Annotated in this window: 20 protein-coding genes; all 20 read right to left on the bottom strand. The window is 41.8% G+C overall.

What is annotated here, in order from left to right; all coding sequences use genetic code 11:
* Window positions 1-106: 106 nt before the first annotated feature.
* Window positions 107-1,405 carry a tRNA sulfurtransferase gene (locus AC5GD6_RS02780; RefSeq protein WP_491846183.1) on the bottom strand — a complete coding sequence of 433 codons (1,299 nt, stop codon included), beginning with the start codon at window positions 1,403-1,405 and terminating at the stop codon, window positions 107-109.
* Between the two features lie 85 nt (window positions 1,406-1,490).
* Entirely contained in the window at window positions 1,491-1,814 is a 324-nt protein-coding gene (locus AC5GD6_RS02775) for a DNA-directed RNA polymerase subunit omega (RefSeq protein WP_006302869.1), read from the bottom strand.
* 3 nt (window positions 1,815-1,817) lie between these two features.
* Window positions 1,818-2,390, bottom strand: coding sequence for a guanylate kinase (gmk, locus tag AC5GD6_RS02770; protein WP_276770416.1), 573 nt, complete (start codon window positions 2,388-2,390; stop codon window positions 1,818-1,820).
* 2 nt (window positions 2,391-2,392) lie between these two features.
* The gene (gene mihF / locus AC5GD6_RS02765) at window positions 2,393-2,701 is read right to left on the bottom strand and encodes an integration host factor, actinobacterial type (RefSeq protein WP_035434543.1); all 309 of its coding nucleotides are present in this window, start codon (window positions 2,699-2,701) and stop codon (window positions 2,393-2,395) included.
* 182 nt (window positions 2,702-2,883) lie between these two features.
* Window positions 2,884-3,609, bottom strand: a complete 726-nt coding sequence (gene pyrF, locus AC5GD6_RS02760) for an orotidine-5'-phosphate decarboxylase (RefSeq protein WP_464395133.1) — start codon at window positions 3,607-3,609, stop codon at window positions 2,884-2,886.
* Window positions 3,603-4,532, bottom strand: a complete 930-nt coding sequence (locus tag AC5GD6_RS02755) for a dihydroorotate dehydrogenase (RefSeq protein WP_061102450.1) — start codon at window positions 4,530-4,532, stop codon at window positions 3,603-3,605. The genes pyrF and AC5GD6_RS02755 overlap by 7 nt, the downstream gene beginning before the upstream one ends.
* Complete coding sequence (locus AC5GD6_RS02750) at window positions 4,526-5,317, bottom strand: dihydroorotate dehydrogenase electron transfer subunit (protein WP_311430906.1); 792 nt, start codon at window positions 5,315-5,317, stop codon at window positions 4,526-4,528. The genes AC5GD6_RS02755 and AC5GD6_RS02750 overlap by 7 nt, the downstream gene beginning before the upstream one ends.
* Window positions 5,318-5,569: 252 nt before the next feature.
* A complete protein-coding gene (locus AC5GD6_RS02745; RefSeq protein ID WP_491846182.1) occupies window positions 5,570-6,865 on the bottom strand; it encodes a dihydroorotase in 1,296 nt (431 codons plus the stop codon).
* Window positions 6,849-7,784: an aspartate carbamoyltransferase catalytic subunit gene (locus AC5GD6_RS02740; RefSeq protein WP_006302862.1), complete on the bottom strand. Its 936-nt coding sequence runs from the start codon at window positions 7,782-7,784 to the stop codon at window positions 6,849-6,851. Before AC5GD6_RS02740 ends, AC5GD6_RS02745 begins: the two co-directional genes overlap by 17 nt.
* Window positions 7,784-8,347: a bifunctional pyr operon transcriptional regulator/uracil phosphoribosyltransferase PyrR gene (gene pyrR / locus AC5GD6_RS02735; protein WP_006302861.1), complete on the bottom strand. Its 564-nt coding sequence runs from the start codon at window positions 8,345-8,347 to the stop codon at window positions 7,784-7,786. Before pyrR ends, AC5GD6_RS02740 begins: the two co-directional genes overlap by 1 nt.
* 278 nt (window positions 8,348-8,625) lie before the next feature.
* A complete protein-coding gene (locus AC5GD6_RS02730; RefSeq protein ID WP_491846181.1) occupies window positions 8,626-9,741 on the bottom strand; it encodes a glycosyltransferase family 2 protein in 1,116 nt (371 codons plus the stop codon).
* Window positions 9,738-10,802: a glycosyltransferase family 2 protein gene (locus AC5GD6_RS02725; RefSeq protein ID WP_491846180.1), complete on the bottom strand. Its 1,065-nt coding sequence runs from the start codon at window positions 10,800-10,802 to the stop codon at window positions 9,738-9,740. Before AC5GD6_RS02725 ends, AC5GD6_RS02730 begins: the two co-directional genes overlap by 4 nt.
* 12 nt (window positions 10,803-10,814) lie before the next feature.
* Window positions 10,815-11,957: a glycosyltransferase family 2 protein gene (locus tag AC5GD6_RS02720; protein ID WP_491846179.1), complete on the bottom strand. Its 1,143-nt coding sequence runs from the start codon at window positions 11,955-11,957 to the stop codon at window positions 10,815-10,817.
* A gap of 2 nt (window positions 11,958-11,959) precedes the next feature.
* Entirely contained in the window at window positions 11,960-13,189 is a 1,230-nt protein-coding gene (locus AC5GD6_RS02715) for an ABC transporter ATP-binding protein (protein ID WP_082139623.1), read from the bottom strand.
* A 99-nt stretch (window positions 13,190-13,288) separates the two neighbouring features.
* Window positions 13,289-14,104, bottom strand: a complete 816-nt coding sequence (locus AC5GD6_RS02710; protein WP_006302856.1) for an ABC transporter permease — start codon at window positions 14,102-14,104, stop codon at window positions 13,289-13,291.
* A gap of 185 nt (window positions 14,105-14,289) precedes the next feature.
* Window positions 14,290-16,197, bottom strand: a complete 1,908-nt coding sequence (locus tag AC5GD6_RS02705; RefSeq protein ID WP_491846178.1) for a hypothetical protein — start codon at window positions 16,195-16,197, stop codon at window positions 14,290-14,292.
* Between the two features lie 67 nt (window positions 16,198-16,264).
* Window positions 16,265-17,077 (bottom strand): metal ABC transporter permease, encoded by an 813-nt coding sequence (locus AC5GD6_RS02700; protein WP_491846177.1) that lies wholly within the window; start codon window positions 17,075-17,077, stop codon window positions 16,265-16,267.
* Entirely contained in the window at window positions 17,064-17,741 is a 678-nt protein-coding gene (locus tag AC5GD6_RS02695) for a metal ABC transporter ATP-binding protein (RefSeq protein ID WP_491846176.1), read from the bottom strand. Before AC5GD6_RS02695 ends, AC5GD6_RS02700 begins: the two co-directional genes overlap by 14 nt.
* Window positions 17,734-18,744, bottom strand: coding sequence for a metal ABC transporter solute-binding protein, Zn/Mn family (locus tag AC5GD6_RS02690; RefSeq protein WP_491846198.1), 1,011 nt, complete (start codon window positions 18,742-18,744; stop codon window positions 17,734-17,736). Before AC5GD6_RS02690 ends, AC5GD6_RS02695 begins: the two co-directional genes overlap by 8 nt.
* A 396-nt stretch (window positions 18,745-19,140) precedes the next feature.
* On the bottom strand, window positions 19,141-20,104 hold a 964-nt coding region (locus AC5GD6_RS02685; protein WP_491846175.1), incomplete at its 5' end, for a CAP domain-containing protein.

Below are 20,104 nucleotides of genomic sequence, written 5' to 3'. Positions count from 1 at the left end.
GGCTAACATGCTGAAAACATGCATGATTATCAGCACATAGTGGTAAAAATCTATGCCATTGGTGCACGTTTCAAGTAAGTTTACCAAAAAAGCGAAGCTACAAGGGTTATCTACCTAGCTCACGATGATATGCGCGTTTAGCAGAACAGCTATGATATGCATAACACGAGTCATAATCTATGTATTCAATGTGATCAAAGAGCTCATCGATCATACCTGCATGATCAAATGAGTCCCAAGCTGCATGTACCGCATCAAGTTTAGCGTGTGTTTCGGGTCGACGAGGCATAAATAACGTGCAGCAATCAGGCGATGGCTTAGAACTTATATCGTAGGTACCAATTTGCAACGACCGCTTAATAATCTCTTGTTTATCAGACCCAATTAACGGACGAAGTACAGGCAGACTCACCATTTCGTTAACAGCTGCAATATTATCCAACGTTTGAGAGGCAACTTGTCCGAGTGACTCACCTGTTACTAATGCTTTTGCACCTTCTGCGAGGGCAAGTTTTTCGGCAACCGCAAACATAATGCGACGATAAAAAATAATGCGCAGGCTTTGAGGCACACATAAGGATATCTCACGCTGTTGATCCCCAAAGGGGCAAACGTAGAGTCTTCCAATACAACCAGTAGGATCAAGAGCAGAAACAATTTGACGAGTAAGATATTCGCTCGTATCAGCAGTTTGAGGACGACCCGAGAAATGCAAAGGTAAACACACCGCGCCACGTCGTCCAACCATCCATGTGGCAACGGGCGAATCAAAGCCACTGGAAAGCAACGTCACAACTTTACCAGCAGATCCTACGGGCAACCCCCCTACTCCAACTAAAGATAAAACTGCATTGTCATCAAACGCTTCAAAATCAAGTGCGCCATATCCTGCAGCAAGCAAGCTCTGCTCAACAACAGCATACACATAGGCCACATTGTTAACAACTTGAACATCCAATTGAACGTCGGGTTTATGCATCTGCACTTTTTTATCGGGAAATGCTTTACACAAAGCTTCACCTACCAAACAGTTAATCTCAAGCGTATGAAGCTCAAAATTGGTAGACGATTTGTGTGCATGCACTTTAAACGTTAAAAAATGCGGAATATGCGAAAGCGCCAATACGGCAGCTTCACAAATTTGGTCTTTTTCTTGCTCGACACAATACGCAAGAGAAACACGCGCAACACCAGGTATTTTGGCTGCAGCTCGAGCGAGCTCTGGCGTACAATCGCCATTTTTTACACGAATGCGAACATGACCCGAAATTCTGTCAACACCTGCAAGATCAAAAGCACGCAGGCCATGTTTAAGATTTTGAATAAGCTGACGCTCAAACGTAGACCTGTTCTTACCTTTTAATCCAATTTCGTGATAATGAATAAGACAAACACGGGAAAACATACAACCAACCTTACCTTAGATTTCTTAATAAAAAAATACACGACATAATGCCGTGTATTTAACAGATAAAACTTATACACGCATGTTATAAGTTATGTTCAACACGCGCGTTGGAACCACGAAGCTCCTCATCAAAAAGATCTTTTTGATAGCTTAAGTCACCCGAATCGATCTCATTCATAGCAGCAGAAACGGGATCTTTTCCCGAAACTTCTGTGGTAATGGTATCAATATCGTTAATTGCAGCTACACGTAGATGCTGACCGCGAATCATGCTTTTAATGTCGCATGCACGCTTAGCAGCTATTGCACAAAGCAAGAAAGGATTCTCTTCTGTTTTTTCGAGAAGACTGTTAATCTCAGGCTTTGTAATATCTACAGAAGGTGTATCACTTTTATGCATTGCCATATTTTAGGCTCCTTTAGTTTCATAAACATACATCAAATCTTTGAGGTTTTTCGCACATTCATCCAATGAATCATTGATAAGAACAGCGTCATATCTATCCTTAAGCTGCATTTCTTGACGTGCATCAGCAAGCCGTAACTCAAGTGATTCTTTAGTTTCGCTTTTTCTTCCAATAAGACGTTCACGCAAGACGTCCATAGAAGGTGGCGCGATAAAAATAAGAACCGCAGCTGGATAAGCTTTCTGTACATTAAAAGCACCTTGAGGATCAATTTCCAAAATAACGGATTGTCCGCTATGTATGTACTTTTCTACCTCGCTTTTTAATGTCCCATATCTATTGGAATGGACGTGTGCCCATTCAAGAAATGCATCTTGTTCAATTGCACGATTAAATTGCTCATTTGTAAGAAAATGATAATCAATGCCGTCTTTCTCGTGTGCACGAGGAGAACGCGTGGTAGCCGAAACCGTCAAGGCAAAGCAAGGGGAAATCTGATGTAATCTACGGATTACTGTCCCCTTACCGGCACCTGACGGTCCAGAAATTACAAATAAGCGAGGTGTACGTACGATAGCTATTTTGAAAGCACCTCAAGAAGTTGCTCGCGCTGACGAGCGCCAAGACCCTTTACGCGACGAGTTGCACTAATGCCAAGCTCATCCATAATCTTAGTAGCTTTAGCTTTACCATAACCAGGTAATGACTCAATTAAAGCGGAAACCTTCATACGGCTTGCAATAGCATCGTCAGATGCAAGAACAGAAGCGAGAGAAACCTCGCCTTTTTTAATTTTCTCACGAAGCTCAGCACGAGCGTGACGTGCGGCTGCTGCCTTCTCGAGAGCTGCTTTACGCTGCTCATCAGTAAGCTGAGGTAATGCCATCGTTCCTCCAAACATATGTGAATAATGCAGTCATAACAATGAATTGTTACGCAAGCATACAGTTTGTCAATAAACGCAGGAAATTACAAGCTTTTTTTAAAAATTCCCACGTCAGAAAAGATATTAACACAAAATCACGGCAAATAAGCAGTAAATCTGTGAGTTTTTCAGAAAAATTAGTGCTAAGAAGCACTACAAATGTCCTCAACAATTGCTTCAAAAGCATCTCCTGGGTGCGCAGCCTGTGTTATAGGTCTTCCTATAACAAGCTTAGAAGCGCCTTGGCTAAGCGCAAATTGAGGCGTTGCAACACGCGCCTGATCTTGACAAGCCTCGCCTTTTGGACGCACGCCTGGAACAACAATGAGGCCTTTATCACCAAAGATTTCACGCATACGGCGCGCCTCAAAGGCTGAGCAAACCATACCATGAGACCCGTGAGCAGCTGCAAGCGCACCTAGACGATCTACTTCGTTAGCAACACTGTGCTCAATTCCAATTTCGGAAAGCGCTTCGGCATCCATGCTTGTTAAAACAGAAATAGCAACAAGCTTTGCATCGCAACCTATCTGTTCGTGTGCGCGCTCTACGCCCTTACGTGCGCTTTCAATCATCTTAGAAGAACCCAGCGCATGAAGCGAAATTATATCGGCTCCAGCAAGCGCAGCAGAATACGCTGCTCCTTCTACCTGAAACGGAATATCGTGCAACTTAAGGTCAAGAAAAACAGAAAAGCCACGATCACGAAATTCCTGAATAAGAGCTGGACCCTCGCGATAAAAAAGCGTCATGCCAACTTTAACCCAACGGGCTTTTCCGCTCAAGAGCCCAAGCAGCTCTAATGCATATTCTTTATCACAATCAAGTGCAACAATAAGAGAAGAACGTACCTCATCTTCTGTTAACATTTACATGCTCCAATCAAATCGGAAATGCGAGTCACACCTTGCTTTTGAGCCCAATCACAAAGCTCATGTAAAATTCTAGGTGCACTCATAGGATCATAGAGATTTGCAAGACCAACGCTTACAGCTGTTGCCCCTGCAAGTATAAACTCGGCTGCCTCGAGTCCTGTGGTAATACCACCTATACCGCACAAGGGAATCTTAACCGCCTTATGGGCTTCCCATACCATACGAACTGCAATAGGATGAATGGCCGGACCTGAAAAACCGCCGGTAGGACGCGATAGCTTACTTTTATATGTAGTAGTATCAATAGCCATTCCAGGAATAGAATTGATAAGGCTGAGCGCATCGGCACCTTCTGATTCAAGCGCGCGTGCAATTTCGGGAATATTAACGGGACCCATTTTTACCAACAACGGGCGTTTTGTGAGAGGACGAAGCTTGCGCATAATCTCGGCTGCACCTTGAGGCGTAGATCCCATAGCGGCTCCACCACAGGCAATATTTGGACAGCTAATGTTGATCTCAAAACCTGCTGCAAACGAAGCTTTTTCTTCAAACACTTCAAGCGCCGCTACATATTCATCAATAGAATGTCCTGCTACCTGACAAATTACTTGACAGTTTTTCTGCTGTAAGCCTGTCAGATAGGTTCCAGCTGTGTTTATAAGGCCATTAACGCCAGGATTTTGCAGACCAACCGAATTAATAATTCCCGAGGTAACTTCGCACATACGCGGAGCAGGATTGCCTGCCCACGGTTTAATAGAAGCTCCTTTGGTGGTAATAGCGCCAAGTTGGGAAACGTCATAAAACTTTTCAAATTGTTGCCCAAAAGCAAAAGTTCCGGCTGCCGTATTAACGGGATTTTTCATATGAATACCGCCGAGATTAACTTCCATTGAAACAGGTGTCTCTACCATGCTACCTCCTCGGCATTAAATACAGGCCCTACCATACAGCAACCTTTATTGCTCCCGTCAACCATTTGAACGGTACACGTTGCACAAGCTCCAAAACCACAGGTCATCATACGCTCAAGTGAAGCTTGACATGGAATATGTGCAGCTTTTGCAAGTGCTGCAACACGCTTCATCATAGGTGCAGGACCACAGGTACATACACATCCATAAGACGTTTCAGCAAGCAACTTTTGCATTACATCGGTTGTAAAGCCTTTTTCGCCTAAAGTTCCATCATCAGTTGTTAAAAACAAACGATCAACACCTATTGTATGAGCTCGCTTGACACCCCAAAGCTTATCGGCTGTTTGTGCGCCTATGATGACGTCAACTGCAATTCCTTGTGACTTAAACAAAGCAGCCGCAGCAAGGACCGGAGGAGCGCCAATTCCACCACTTACCAGTAAAGCCTTCTCTTTTGATTGAGGTATATCCCAACCATGACCACATGGACCCAAAACGCGTAAAGCCGTTTTTGCCTCAAGTGCGCTTAAACGCTTGGTGGCACTTCCAACTACAGCATAGGCCAGGTAAATCAAACCTGCTTCTACGTCAATATGAGAAAACGAAAGCGGAATGCTCAAAAGCTCGGTTTGGCTTCCCGGAACATGAATATTTATAAACTCTCCTGGCAACATAGTGCGTGCAAGCTCATCACATACCAAAACCAACTCGTAGATGCCATCGCCTACACGAGTATTTGAAACAATATATGCGGTATGTAATTTTGTATCTTTAACTGCCACGCTCTCCCCTCCCTTTTGCGCGTGTAAACTGGTGACACATTTTGTGCGTCACCAGTTAAGTGTACGACTTTGCAAGGTCTTTTTTGTAGCGAAACATCAAAAGTCTTTTGCAATTACAAAACCACAAGCAACCCACGCTCTAAGAAAACCATACAAAAATAAACCGCCGGTAAAGACTTTACGCAAATATGCTTAATTATGCGCATGAGTTTTACGCACAAATTTGTACGGCCTACATACGTGCCTTTTGGTCTATGCAACAACCTTGGTATTGCACAAGGTGCGCTTGCCAGCTACAAAGACATCTGTTGCACAGCCGCAAAAATCGTTGCCAAGCCATGGTGAATTAAGCGACTTACTTTCAAAATAGTCCTGATCAACATGAATTTTTTCAGACATACTGATAAGTGTAATATCTGCTTGCGAACCACGCTTAATAGACACTTCATTAAGACGCAGCAGTGCACGTGGATTGATTGCCATAAGCTCTACCATACGTGACATGCTAATTTTATCGGTTGCAACCATCTTTGAAAGCATAAGAGGTACAGAAGTTTCCAAACCTGTAATACCAAATGACGCAATCTCAAATTCGCAATCCTTTTCGTGCTGCGCATGGGGCGCATGATCGGTTGCAATACAATCGATGGTGCCGTCCGCCACGCCTTCTTGCAGTGCAAGCATATCGCTCTTAAGACGAAGCGGTGGATTCATTTTAAAGCAGGTATTATAGCTATTATCAATGTCATCTTCGTTGAGGAACAAATGATGAGGTGTAACCTCACAGCTTACTGGCAGACCTTCTTCTTTTGCTGCACGAACAAGATCTAAACTTTTTGCAGTTGAAATGTGTGCAATGTGAAGTGGACAACCTGTTAGACGACAAAGCTCAATGTCACGATACACTTCAAGTTCTTCGGCAAGAGCGGGCCAGCCAAACATACCCAAACGGGTAGAAGCTCTACCTTCGTTTACCACACCGTGTGCAGAGAGAGATTTGTCTTCGCAATGAGCAATGACCAAACGATCGAACTGAGACACATAACCCATGCCCGTACGCATCATACCAGCACTTTGAACGCCATGGCCGTCATCGGAAAAAGCACAAGCCCCTTCTAAGACCATATCACCAATCTCGGCAAGCGCTTCGCCTTCTTCGCCGCGTGTAAGTGCGCCAATAGGACGAATGTGCGCAAGATCAGTTGCACGTGCACGATCAATTTGATACCTAATTCCAGTACCCGTATCAGTTACAGGATTTGTGTTAGGCATGGTTGCAACATCGGTAAAACCGCCATGTGTAGCTGAGCGCATGCCGCTCTCAATGGTTTCTTTATATTCGTAACCAGGATCACGAAAATGCACATGCATATCAACTAAGCCAGGAACAAGATATTTACCCTCTGCGTCTATAACTTCATCGTCAGCACAAGCCTCGAGCTGGGGAGCTACATCAACAATGGTTGAACCCTCAACCTTAACATCATATTTACCATCAAGTGATACTTGAGGGTCTACAACATGAGCACCTTTAATCAGATAAGCCATTGTTTTCTCCTCCCAAAAGTAAGTACATTTCTGCCATACGAGTAAGAACGCCTGAATTGACCTGCGTTAATATGCGTGAACGTGCGCAATCAGCCACGTCAGCATTAATTTCCATACCGCGGTTCATAGGACCTGGATGACAAATAATGGCATGTGGTTTCATGCGTTTAACGCGCTGCATATCAAGACCCCACAAGCGGTTATACTCACGGCGCGAAGGAATTGTTGCACCTTCCATACGCTCAAGTTGAACACGAAGCATATAAACAACGTCAACATCTTCGATAACGTCATCAAGTGATGAAGTTTGCTCACATGCAAACCAGCGTGGATCGTCAACCTGAAATGTGGGAGGCCCAACCAAAATAACATGTGCACCCATAGTTTCTAAGGCAGGAACCAAGGATCCAACAACACGAGAATGGCTTAAATCACCAACGATTGCAACTTTAAGCCCATCAAGGTGCTTAAAGTGCTTACGAATGGTATAGAGGTCAAGCATAGCTTGCGTTGGATGTTGGTGTTTGCCATCACCTGCATTAATAACAATGGCATCGGTATTTTCAATAATTTTTTGAGGCGTACCTGCAAGACGAGCACGGCATACAAACATATCTACATTCATAGCGCTGATAGTTTGAATGGTGTCGGCAAGCGACTCGCCTTTGACAACTGAAGAGGTAGAGCCACCCATGCTTAAACTATCGGCAGAAAGTCTTTTTTCGGCAAGCTCAAAAGAACTCTTGGTACGCGTAGAAGGCTCCAAGAATAAATTAACAATGGTGCGTCCTCGCAACGCAGGAACTTTTTTAATTGAACGCTTGTTAACTTCTTCAAACGAAGCAGCAGTATCTAAAATTTGCGAAATATCATCTGCAGTTAAGCTGTTGGTATCTATTAAATGTTTAACCGATAACATTAGCACTCACCTTCCTCGTGCTGTGAATCTGATGTCCAAATTTCTACAGCGTCTTCTTTGTCATATTCGCTCACTAAAACGCGCACATCTTCATCATGAGATGACGGAACGTTTTTACCAACAAAATCAGCACGAATAGGAAGCTCGCGGTGTCCTCGATCAACCATAACTGCCAGCTGGACAGAATCGGGGCGACCATAATCCATCAGAGCATTCAAAGCAGAACGAATGGTTCTTCCGGTAAACAAAACGTCGTCTACCAAAATAATGCGTTGTTTGTCAATTTTAAAAGGAATATTGGTAGCATGAAGAACAGGAACAATTGAGCGATTCACGTCATCACGGTAAAAACTAATATCAAGTTCACCTGTACGTGGACGCGTTCCTTGAATTGCTTCGATTTGCGAAGCCAGACGTTTAGCCAGCGTAGCACCTCGGCGAATAATACCGATTAAAACAACGTCTGACCCCTCATTGCGCTCGATGATCTCATGTGCAATACGCACTAACGCTCGCTGCATTGCCGTGGCATCCATAATTGATGCTTTAAGCTTGGGTTGCATAGCTCTCCTTCCTGTACGCCTTGAGCGTACATATAATAAAAAAGCCTCACCTGCAAAGAGCGGATGAGACACGTAAGAAGGCTATGTTGAGTTGCTGTTCTGCAACACGTACCTTACCGGTATCTCGTACCGCGCTTAAAGGTCGTATTTAGTTTACGTGATAATGATAGAAGTAATCTTGTAAATCTTATCGTCATAAAATCATCACGATGGAAAACATGCAACCTCAATCAGAAAGTATGTATACCAGTCATGACCAACTTGTACACTATGAACGCTTAGGAATAAGAGCTATGACCTTGTAAGTGCGCAAGCACACGACGCACACAGGCCATAACTCCGCGACGTTTAACATAGAGCACCACCAAATCCTTAGATGAAAGCATACGTATTCCTTGGGCACACGCGCGCAACTTTTGTAAAAGTTGCCGTTCGGGTGCAAATCCCAAAAAACCAAATGTAGAAGCACTCATTTGTATACGATCAAGTAAGCAAGCAAGCTCAGCAGCAAACCTTGACCTGTTGAGTGGAGGCTCTTGCACAAGGTCAAACAGCATAAAATCAAGAATCCAACTTATAAGTTCTTTTTGGGCGCGCGGCATCCACGGTTTATGAATCCAATCATTGATGATTGACTTTACCACAAGCATATGTGCTTCAATTTTTTGGGTGTGAGCCTGCGCTTTATGTAAATCATGCGCAAACGAGGACGAACGCATGGTGTAAACATATAAATGATCTTCAATGAGGATCGTTTTTTGTGAACGCGGATAGATATACATAAAAAATACCTGATCTTCGCCCAAACCAACTGCCTCGTCAAAATGCACATTTTCGCGTTGAATAAATGAAGCAGCAAGCGCTACACGCACACCAAAAGGCCGCGAATTACTATGAAAAATGCAGGTGTTTGAATAACCACTAAACTCACCCGCACGAGGTGTCTGCAATTCGCGCATACTTATAGGAGCACACGTATTGGGTTCAACATCAAAACCAAAGGTAATAACCTCAGGATGCTTTTCTACAAAAATATCTACGGCACGCTCAATTGTATAAGGCTTATAGGTATCATCGGCATCAATGAACATCACAATGTCGCCAGTTGCGGCATAAATTCCGCGATTTCGAGCGGCAGATGGTCCTAAATTGCGTTGATTGATAACCTTAAAGCGCACGTCACGCGTAGCAAAATCTTGTACAATCTCTAATGAGTTATCACGTGATCCATCGTTGACACATATACACTCAAAGTGGGTATATGTTTGCGCACGCAGCGAAGAAAGCGTTTGCGAAAGTGTTTCTGCTGCGTTATAAACAGGCATAATAACAGATACCAAAGGCATACTGGAATCAGTTTGAAGCGTGCGAGGCTGTTCATATAACGTATTCATGAGCGTGCACGTCTTTCTTCCAAAGCAATAAATATGCCATATAAGCCAGCTAAACGCAGCGCGAACGCAAGTTTAGAAAGCGTTGAATCATGACGCTTTTTACGAAGATTCAAATACTTTTGTGGATTGGATATAAGTTTTTTAACGTTAAGCGCTCGCCAGCGATCTAAGTGTTCATCAAAGGCAGGATCTTTTTCTGCACGCATGCAAAAATATGTTTTAAGTGCGCCAACAAATTCCAAAGCATGTTTATCATCAAGTCTGTCTAAATACCATAAACAGCCATTTACGCAGGCTGTAAGAGAAGCTGTTTGCAAAAACGGGTTTTGTGAAGCAAGCTTTTGTGCCAAAGTATCAATGCGATCAAACTCGGCTAATAACAAATCCTTTTTAGTAAGGGAGTGAATAGATGATGCTTCGCGATCCTGTCGATACATAATGATAGGAAAATCATCTACAACACAGCTTTGAGCACGTGCAAACACCTCAAAGCTAAACGACGTATCTTGAAAAGAAGCTCCTGGCGTAGAAGAAAATCGGATGTGATGTGCTTCAATAAGCTCAACTCGCGCGTAAAGTCCTGACCAAAGACTTGGCATGGTGAGGAAAAACCGCAGGTCGCGTGATGGATTGATGACGCGATTATGCATTTGCACGGGAAACTGATTAATGTGTTGTGTGATGCCTGAGTTGCTCCACCACATCTTAAAGCCACAGTGAAGCGTATCAGGGTGATAGGTACGAGCAAGCTTGCTCATATGTGAAAGCGCACCCTCGCACATACAGTCATCGGATTCTAATATGGCAAGATAATCACCGCGCGCACGCTCAATGCCATAATTAAGCGTTGCACCGTAGCCCGAATTTTCTTTATGGAATGCCTTAAACCTCGCATCCTTGCGAGCATATTCATCAACAATATCTTGTGAGCCATCGGTAGAGCCATCGTCTAACAAAAGCGCTTCAAAATCTTTAAAATCTTGTGACAAAAGTGAATCTAAGCAAGCACGAAGGTATTCACTAACATTATAAACGGGTATAAGAACGGATATAAAAGGCATACATGTCCTTCTTTAATGGCGAGATTGTACACGATGTTTAATAAAGGTTGCCACACGCGATAACGCATAATTGAGGCCATAGTGCCTACATAACCTGTAGGTATCGCCCATAAGAGAACAGATGTGTTGCTTTTGGTTAAATGCAACACGAGAGTTATTCATAAAAGAAGCATAGCGATTACGCGCCGCACGAGATAGATACGGCATATCCTTAACAAGTTTAGGATCAAGCTGTTGATAAAGTTTACCAATGTAATGTAGTGCTTTATCGTGATATACCTGGAGCGCGCCATTGGCAATAGCATCCTCAACATAGGCAAAGCCAACCGTATAAAGCCCTTTAAGGATGCCTGCATCGCAGATATTGAGCTCTTGGGCAATATCATGCATGTCTTGCCAGCGCCTAAAAGGTAAATCCAACGACTTAAGTGCGGAAGAAGATCCAGGAGCAAGATAGCGATAATGATAGTATGCATTATCGGTATATACAATTGAAGACGCAAGGTTAAGCACCTTAAAGTTAAAAGGCGTATCGACCCAGCCAGCACCTGGAACTTCTTGGAATCGTATGTGTCTCTCATCCAAAAATGATTTTTTATAAAGTGCAGACCAAATTGAAGGATGATGTTCAAGCAAACGAGGACAATCTTTAAGCACAAAGGGCTCAGAGCCTATACAAAGCTTTTTATAATAACTGCAATGTTCAGTATGCTCAGAAGCAGTATCTGGATTAAACACACACCAAAAAGACGATTTCACAATATCAGGAAACTGATAACGCGTAGCCAGCACAAAGAGATCATCATACATATGCGCTTCTACCCAATCATCGGGTTCAAAAATTGCAACATAGACACCTCTTGCCTCAGATATACCCCTATTAACAGTTGCACCATATCCTTGGTTTTGCTTATCGATAATGCGAATACGCGCATCTTTTGCAGCAAACTCTTTCATAATCGCAAGCGAAGCGTCAGTTGAGCCATCATTGATGAGTAAAATTTCAAGATCACAAACATTGTTATTAAGTAGCGATGATAAAGCCTGCTTGAGATAGCGCTGGGTATTATAGCACGGAACAATAACAGAGACGTCGCATGAAGTGCGTTTATCGCAGGCGAGTTTTTCGTTAAGAGTAGCAGTTTGGATATCCATAGTTATCGCTCCAACTTTTTGTATGCCGCACAAACTTCTGCTGCGGGACCTAACGCACGTTGCACACCGTGCTCGATCCAACACGCACGATTACATACACGCTCAATAAGTTCAATGGAGTGACTTACTAACAAAACAGTAACGTTATCTGATTCAACCAATTCGGCAATTCGTTGCTCACATTTTTGCTGGAACAAAAAGTCCCCCACCGATAATGTTTCATCAACAATTAAAATATCTGGCTCGGTAATAGTTGCAATGGCAAACGCAATACGTGCAACCATACCAGACGAATAATTTTTAAGTGGTAACTCAAGAAAGTCTTTAAGCTCAGCAAACTCAACGATCTCATCAAAGTGCTCATCAATGAACGACTTTTTATAACCAAGCAAAGCGCCATTCAGATAAATGTTTTCCTTAGCAGTAAGCTCTTGATCAAAGCCTGCTCCAAGTTCGATAAGCGGCGCAATCGTACCCGTTACGCTACATGTTCCTTGACTTGCACCCAAAACACCTGCAATAATTTTAAGCATGGTAGATTTTCCTGAACCGTTAGTACCCACCAAGCCAAAGGCTTCGCCCTTCTTTATCTGAAAATTGATGTGATCAAGCGCTCTAAATTCCTTAAAACGCAGTTCACGGCGGGCAAGCGCAATAAAATACTCTTTTAAGGAATTAAACTGTTCGGACGCTATGTTAAAAATCATCGAAATGTCATGCACGTCAATAACAGTTGGCGTATCCTGCGTAAAATTGGCAAGCGAAGGTTTAACGAGAACAGGTCTTTGACGCTTGTTATGAGAACCATATACAAACCAGGTGCTAATTGTTTGTTGATTGTTATGTTGGTCAAAAACATCAACGGTTATAAGATAGTGGCCATCACAAGGAAGCTCAAAATCCCAAAAGGGAGCCTGCGTGAACTCGCCATTTGAGCCACACAAACCTTCATCCTCTAAAAACCAGTGGTATTGGTACGTAAACGATGACGGATGAACGAGGTTATCTGGATCAAAATTAAAACGTCCATACAAGTCTGGTGAAGTAGTTTGACCTTCCATGGGAATAGACGTTGTAACACGCAGCTTATCTTTTCCATCAGGCGAAACTATATGGCACAAAAGTTGCGCCTGCCACAAGGGTTGCTTGCTTACAGCTGATTTAGAAGAGTCATCATTGGAAGACTCACGGAAAGTGGATTGGTGAATATCAGTTTGTGTAGTAGTGTGCATAAAAACTCCAAGTGTACGAGACACTGACTTTACTATTGTACGATATTTTTCTAGATCCTAAAAGAAAACATCGCGATCAAAACGGTTCGATAAACAAAACTAAATGAACAGGATAAAACGCTTTTCATGCCTTGAAAAAACAAACCATCCAAGTGCTAGAGAAATCAGCGAGCAAACAATACAGGCAAAATTAAGCTCCAAAGAAGGCATGCGACCGTAGAGCAAAATTTCGCGGATGAAATTAACGTAGTGATACATGGGATTAAAGGTTTCAAGATTTCTAAACCACAAGGGCAAAATTTCTTCTGAATAAAAAAGCGGCGTAGCGTAGGTCCACACCGTAAGGACAATGGTCCACAGATGCATAATATCTCTAAAAAATACAACTGCTGCCGAAAGCAAAAACGAAAGACCCACACAGAACGTACCAACATAAACAATAAAAAGCGGAAGTAACAGTGCAAAACCCGTAGGCGCAATGCCAACAAAAATCATAACAAACGCAACCGCAATAAGCGAAAACGAAAAATTAACAAGCGCAAATAAGACTTTTTCTATAGGGAAGACAAAACGATTAATACGAACTTTTTTGATTAGTGAGGCATTATCAATAATAGAATGCATGCCGTAGGTGGTAGAATCTGCCATCAAAGTAAAGGTAATGTTACCTAAAATAATATACAAAGGAAAACTTGGAATTGACGACGAAGAAAACCGCAGCATAGCAGTAAAAACAATTGCCATAACTACCATCATGAGCAAAGGATTCAAAACGCTCCACAACACACCTAAAAAGCTTCGACGAAACTTAAGCTTAAAATCGCGCGACACGAGCTGTTCAATAATAAACCAATCCCTACTCCAAGGATCAGACCATGTTTCTTTGCGAATTTGTTCATGCGCTGTATCTTGCAAAACTACCCTCTTTAACCAAATGCGAACATAAACTTAGATATATTTTACCAAGAGCCACTCATAAAGGTAAATTCAATCTTTGCCTAATGGTAACATACCCACACGCATATTCATCTAAAAAAGAAAAGCCGCCAAAGGCGGCAATTCTTATACTTACAAATTTAAGTATCAATACAAAAGCAGCGTTACTGCGACACAGGTGCGGACGCGTCTGTGTTCGCAGAAGCGCTCACCTCATGGTCAGTAGATACAGCTTTGTCTGATGATGTTGGTGTAGAAGCAGACAGGCTTGAATCTGAAACTTTGCCCAGATCAGCAGGTGCTTTTGTTGATGGTTCCTTTTGGTTCGGTACAGAACTGTTAGATTCCACAGAAGTATTTACAGGCGTAGCTGAAGAAGCATTAGATTCTGCGGGACTTTGTGCTTGAGCAGCATTATTCTTGTGCGCGTCTACCTTATCTTTTAAAAACGAATAGGTTGTGCCATAAATCTCAACCGTACCGTCATCATTAAAGACTGCAGCATGAACCGAAGAGTTAACCGGCAATGCCAGCCATGCTTTTTCAAATTCATCGGTTGTCACACCAAGTTTTATGCATACATCAGCCTCTACACTTTCAAGTGTTGCGTTTAAGTCCCCTTTCTTAGTGTAGTCTTCAACCGTCACATGAAACTTTTCATAAGCTGAAACATCTGACACTCTCTGCGCAGCAGTGCCGTCATTGTAGAATATCCAATAAAAAACACTGCCATACTCTTTATCTTTAACAATGCGAGATGGCTTTTTAACGCTATTATCCACAAGCCAATCTTGTGCAGAATGCCCCGCATACTCCTTTTGATAATCCTTATTGATCTCATCTTGAGGTTGACTTTCCGGGTGGTCAATAAGCCACTTTACCGTTGCAACTACATCGCGAGCAGTAATTTGCTTTGAAGTAAAGTATGCGGCATCTGCTTTTACACTTTTAATGATATCTTCAAGTGCATGTGAGTGAATATGCGGATTGCCTGCCATGTGCCACGCATAAAAACGATTGGTTTTTGCATCGTAGGCTTTCATATATTTAAGATCAGCAAAAACCTTGTCCAAATCAGAAAGGGAAACCTTATTTTCACTGGTTACATCGTTATAATCAAACAATTCATCATCTTCAACTACAACATTGTCAACATTTTTATCATACTCCCCTACAAATGCATTCGGGAATAAGGGTCGAGGATCGGTGTGTACTACATATTCGTGACCATCACGATCATATACATGCCAGTGATCCTCATGCTTTAAAATCTTTACAATATCCTTATTTTTAATTTCGTCTAAGCCACTATGCACTTCCACAAGGCCAGGAATATTAGGAACAGACGAAGAACTTGATGAATCTGACGAAGATCCATAAGAAGGTGTACTGCTGTAATCTTGTCCGCTACCTCCGTCAAATGCAGGATGCGTATATGATTCATGGTTATGCGAACCTGTATAGGTGCCTATCGTAATATTTGGATAGTAGGAGCTGGGATCGGAATACGTTATGAACTCACGACCATCACTGGTATATACATGCCAATGGTTTCCGTGCTGTAAAATTCTCACAACTTGAACTCCCATATCAGTAAGCTCACTGTTAGACACAACCGAGTGAACATCGCGCAAATCTTGGGTAGTATGGGCAAGTGTAGGATCTTTGTAGGTGATAATTTCGCGCCCATCCTTAGTAAAAACGTGCCAATGGTCACCGTGTTTAATGATTTTTACAATATCGTTTGCGTCAACATCGGGAGCATCAAGTAATACGTCAGTTGTGGTATCAGCTGCATATGTTGTAGTCTTTTCCTTAAACTCAGTTGGAGTTGTTATTTCATTCTCGAGCTCTTGTGCTAATTGTTGAGTTGTAAGGGCTTCATTACGAGGAGAAAGCATACCGTTATATGCAGCAAATGCTAAGCCAACTGTTGCTACACCAGTGAGGATGGCTCCAAGTGCCAAAGGTCCGGTTATATGAGCAAACCATGTGCCGTGTGCTCGACTAACTGTTGTAGTGGGCGCATGATTGGTAGTAGTATCAATCACTTTTTTATCTAGAGAATCCATAAATCTACCTTTCTTTTATATACAAGGGTTTAAAGGAAATATTGAAATACCTACCACTAACCGAAGGTTAATGTCGACGTAGGTGTTTAGGCATTACAAGAGATACGAGCAACACAAAGGTTGCCAAAAGAACAATAACTGAACCTGGCATCAAATTAAATTCAAATGAAATATAAAGACCTATATAGATAACAACAAGCGATATGCACATAGCAACCAATAAGGTGCATTTATATGTTTTACAAAATTGCATAGCACATATAGCAGGAATTACCAACAATGAGGACACAATTAACGAGCCAATAGTCTTTGCCGCAATAGAAATACAAAGTGCAACCAAAAGAGCAAACGAAAAGTTGAGTGAAGCCTGATGTATTCCCATAAGAGATGCACTTGTTGGATCAAAAACGCTTAGATACAAACGTTTATACATAGCTATATACACCACAGCCACCATCAATGCAGCAATAACAACCAAGTAAAGCTCAAAGTCGTCAATAGTAATAATTGATCCAAATAGATATGAACTAATTGATTTAGAATTACCAATAAAACTTGTAAAAATACCAGCTAAACCGATTGAAGCTGCCAAGACAACAACAGTTGAGATTTCTTGATAGGCTTTCAGCCGAGAGGAAATAGCCTCGACGCTTAACGCAGCTACAACGCACGCAGCAACCGATCCTAAAAGTGGATTAAATCCAAAACAAAGACCCACAGCAACTCCAGCAAGCGATGCATGAGCAAGTGTGTCCCCCATCATAGAAAGACGCTTAAGTGTAACAGGAAGGCCAATAAGCGGTAAAATGCAAGCAAGCGCAGTTCCAACTATGCAAGCGCGTTGCATAAACTCATATGAGAACATATCAAGCACAAACATCTACCTCCTCTTTCCATAGGTGAGCTGGAATTTCGTTAAGCTGCCCCTTTTCAAGCCTTACAACACGATCCACATAAGCAGATAATTCATGAAGATGGTGCGTAATCAACACAATCGTTTTTCCTTGGTGGGATAAATGCCGCAGCAACTCATAAAGCTCTTTCGAAAACTTTTTATCAATACCACTGGTAGGTTCGTCCAACAAAATCAACTTAGCGTTTTTAAGCAGTGCAAGTAAAATTCCAACGCGTTGAAGTTGGCCACCTGAAAGTTCAGAAAGTCCTTTATTCACGTGATCTTCAAGTTGAACCATTTTAAGCAGATCAACCACATCTGTTGTAACATGCAAAAAAGAACGATGAATGTTGACGAGTTCTTTAATAGTGGTAGGAAAATTACGATATCCAAGTACAGAATTTTGGGAAACATAGGCAATATCTTGGTGATGATTGCACTGAATGATAGGATCACCAAAAAGTGATATATCACCTTTTGAAGGATGTAAATTCCCCAAAATAAGGTTCATGAGGGTAGACTTTCCTGCACCATTATCTCCAATAAGTGCAACAAACTCCTGCGAAAAGATATCAAGTGATGCATGTGAGATAACTGGGGTATCTGCATATGCAAAACTAATATTGTCTAAGCTACAAACACTATTCACTGAAGGACTCCATCAACGCATCAAGATTCTTTTCCATAAGTGCTAAATAGCCCATATTGACTTCATCATCGGTAAGACTTTCCATGGTGTATAAAGAGGAAGTTTTTGCTCCTGTAGTACGTGCAAGCGTTTCTGCAACTTTAGGCGTTGCACTACCCTCAAAAAAGATGGTAGTAATGTTGTGTTTCTTTACAAAATCTGAGATTGTTGCAAGCTGTGCAGCTGTAGGCTCGTCCTCAGGAGAAATACCTGTTACCGCAACTTGTTTTAAGTCATAATCACGAGCTAAGTAATTAAACGCGGCGTGAGAAGCAACAAAATAACGTTTATCAGGGGCAACGCTAGAAAGCGTATCACTAAATTTCTTATCTAGTTGCTTAAATTCAGCAAGTGACTTTGCATAGTTGTCTTTGTAATACTGCGCATTGTCAGGATCCATGGTGGCTAATTTTTGATAAATCGTATCAAGCTCTTCCATAGCATTCTTAATGCTTAACCACGTATGAGGATTAACATTACCATGCTCGGATTCTTGAGTATCCTTGGTAGTATCTTTAACTACCTCATATTCATTAGAAGACCCAGCGTCTTGTAGGCTATCACCCACAGGCTTTGACGTATGTTCAAGAAGTTCTAGCCCTTGGCTTAAATCAAGAAATTTAGAATCATCACCAACAGTTTTCTTTAAATCAGGAATGAAAGCCTCCATACCTGCTCCGTTATAAACAAACAAATCTGCTTTGCTCATAGCGGCCATATCTTTTGCTTTAAGTTCAAAATCATGAGGTTCCTGATTACCTTTTATGATCATCTTGACATTCATTTTGTCACCAACAATGCGTTTAGTAAGATCATAAACCGGAAAAAATGTTGTATAGATTGTTTTCTTAGAAGCATCATCTGTAGAACTTTCTACAGATGATGTATCTGCTTGTTTATCTTGTTTTCCCTTACACGCAACCAACGGTAGGCTTAAGCAGCAAGCCATAAGAACTGCACCCACGCCCCATAGAATTCTTTTATTCAACGTTCCTCCCCAACTGGACACCAATTGCCATATCCACATAAAATAATACAAAATTACGTCTAAGCGAATATGAAATCTATTTTCATTTCATAGGTACTATATCAGTATTCACAAGGAGTTATTACATAAATTTAGAGAAAGCTCTAATGTTTACGATTTATTCATATTTGGAAATGGATTTCATTTTCTAGGGTGTCCATACCGAGTGAGTAGGTCTTTTTTGGCATTTAGCTATGTTCAGGCAAAAATGGACTAGAGACAAACATATTTAAAAAGAGCCATACCACTAACGGTACAGCTCTTTAGATTAACTCTTGTACATTTGGAGAAGCCAAGATTCATAACTTGTAAAGTATTCTCCGTGAAAAGAAGCTAAGCTTGAGTGCTTTTAACCCATTGGGTGAGTTCACGCTCATATTCATCAACTGTCATGGACTTTGAATCATTTGTTTTCCCTAAAAACGTTTGACTAAAGCATGGCTGCCTATATTCATTATTTGCATAGGTTGCTATGGCAAAACCGGTGCACTCATACGTTTCATTAATGATATTAAGATAGTGACCAGCAGCTGCTTTGTTCTTAACTGGATCTGCATCATACAAAGCCTTTTCTTGCTCGTACCAACCAAAAAATGGTTTCTCAGGATACCATGCTAAATTCTCGCCACAGTTAAACTGCAGAGCATGAGCTATATGCGAACTTGACCAGTTAGCATCCGACATAGCCATTGCCACTAACTCATACGTAACACGTAAGGGTTTAAGACCGTGGCGAGCACGAAGCGCATTACATACTTTCATCTCGGGTATTGACGCAAGCATATTCTTTACGGCTGTGGCGTCGTTTGGATTTCCTTTGTGTGTGTAGCTTGCATAATTAGCCTTGTTTAATATCTCTAATGCACGAGTTGCACCTTTTGCCTTAAAAAACGCAAAAGCACCGTCGTCATAAGCTTGAGTATGCTGAATTGGAATATCTTTAACCGATACTAAGCCTTCTTGCGGATCAAGAGAGTAGATCTTACCTTTATACGTAAGTTCTCCAGTTACCATCCTATAGTCATCATTGAAGAAGAATAATTTACCATTTGAGGTATAGAACCAACCCTTAACAAGGCAACCGTGAGCCTCAGTGTGGAGCCATTTGCCTTGGCTATCTTTTACCCACTCGTTATAGAGTAATCCATCGTTTTTATCTAACCAGAAGGTATAACCTTTATCGGTTAAGATACCTGTTTTCATGGTATGGTCTTGGTTAAAGTAGAACCAGTATCCGCTTTTGGTCTTAAACCAGCCTGTTGCTAAGACTCCGTTATCATCAGTGTGTAACCAGTTT

Source organism: Fannyhessea sp. (assembly GCF_986145555.1).
Note: the sequence above shows the minus strand (reverse complement) of the source record. Positions and strands in the feature narration are given on the sequence as shown.